The sequence below is a fragment of the Ruegeria sp. HKCCD7251 genome (assembly GCF_013031165.1).
GTDB lineage: Bacteria > Pseudomonadota > Alphaproteobacteria > Rhodobacterales > Rhodobacteraceae > Ruegeria.
This window is the reverse complement of sequence record NZ_WPZC01000018.1, coordinates 1-1556: the sequence shown is the minus strand read 5'-3', so window position 1 is coordinate 1556 and position 1556 is coordinate 1. Positions and strand designations below refer to the sequence as shown.

At 52.2% G+C, this 1556-nt stretch carries 3 protein-coding genes; all 3 read right to left on the bottom strand.

Features of this window, described 5'->3' with window-relative positions; translation table 11 throughout:
• On the bottom strand, nucleotides 1-479 hold a 479-nt coding region (locus GOX75_RS20205), incomplete at its 3' end, for a CIA30 family protein (RefSeq protein WP_217354459.1).
• An 11-nt stretch (nucleotides 480-490) separates the two neighbouring features.
• Nucleotides 491-943, bottom strand: coding sequence for a TspO/MBR family protein (locus GOX75_RS20200; protein ID WP_171126150.1), 453 nt, complete (start codon nucleotides 941-943; stop codon nucleotides 491-493).
• A 13-nt stretch (nucleotides 944-956) separates the two neighbouring features.
• Nucleotides 957-1460, bottom strand: coding sequence for an aggregation factor core (locus GOX75_RS20195; protein ID WP_171126148.1), 504 nt, complete (start codon nucleotides 1458-1460; stop codon nucleotides 957-959).
• Nucleotides 1461-1556 lie beyond the last annotated feature (96 nt).

Genomic DNA, 1556 nt, shown 5'->3' with positions numbered 1-1556 from the left:
ATTGCATCCGCATCGGGAATAGCGCGCAACATGGCACCTGAAGCCTTGAAGCCTGACAGAGGCAAATAAACTTCTGTCCATTCGTTAAAAGTTGCGAACGCGGCCTGATAGTATTGCCACGGAAGCACCGTGCCCCGGGTTCTTAGGTGAACAAAGTATCGCTCGCTGTTACCTCGGACCAAAAGTCTGACGCCCGACACACCCCCATCTGGCCGATCAGGCAACTTGCGTCGCAACTGGATGAAGCCGCCGTTGTTTTCTGTACTGACGGTTCCGGTCAACCGCGCGAATGCAACATCACCGTCGGAAATAAACTGCACCTGCCCTGAAGAAACTCCTCCCATTACGGTGTCGGCGACGTAGTGCCAACGCGTCTCCGGAGACTTGGAGAAGTCTTCCGTTAATTTTCCATCAGCCTGAACCATTGTGCATCCGATGATGGCAAGACCTGAAACAAGCCCAATGAAGTTGGCACGCATATTGTTCCTTCTCAGTTCAGTATCGCAATGGAAAGGTTCAGCGCCGTGGCAAATGCGACCCACGCGAAGTACGGCAGGAAGGCCAGTGCGGAAGCCCGATCTGAATTCCTGACCTGAGCGATGAACATGACGATTACGGCCAACAACGCGACAATGACCACAAGGGCAAACCACGGCAGTTGCAGTACGAAAAAGGCTGGGGACCACAAAAAGTTCAGACCCATCTGCGCCCACCACAGCTTCATTGCGGTCGAGCTTCGGTCTGTTTCGAACTGGCGCCAACCCGCCATAGCGATCAAGACATAAAGCACCGTCCAAACCGGCCCAAAAATCCAATTTGGTGGATTGAAAGCCGGTTTAGAAAGCTGCGCGTACCATTCGCCAGGTGCAGTCAGTGTCCCGATTAGGATGCCGCCGCCCACCACAAGCGCAAGGAATGCTATGCGGATCAACCAATTCGACATTGTAGGATAGCTTTCAGCAGTCCTTGGTCGTCAAGTTGACAAGTGCTTCGGAAGAAAAGGTCGCAGTACTGGTCTTATCCGCATCAGTATATGACACCGTGGCGCCTTCGATCTCCGACCCGGTTACGGTGATTTCGCGTTGCCCGATAGTGTCATCTACATCGATGGTAAAGGCGAGTTTGTCCCCGGCTGCGAAGGAGGCGATCTCAAGCACAATTGAATCTTGCCCGTCCACGACCGCTGGAATTTGCCGCAGAGCATCTGCACCCTCAACGAATTCGAGAGGTTGGAATACCTCTACACCCGCGCCTTTTTCGGCAACGTCGAAAATCAGACGTCCGGCAGATTGCGACAAGTCAATTTTGAGGGTCGAAGCTTCTACTTCACAAGCTCCAACATTTGTCAAAACAAAACGGTCTTTGGGTGCGCCTTCTATGAAGCGAATTTGAACTCCGGCTTGAAGCGAGGTGGCTGCAAGTGATCCAAGGATCGCCGCAAGAATACTCTTCGGGAGCATATTTATCTCCTTCCTAATTGGTTTTTGATAGATACGCTTAGGCGGATTTCTTGGATCAGACTTATGCCGTTTGATTATCGCGGTTTAGCCGACAGG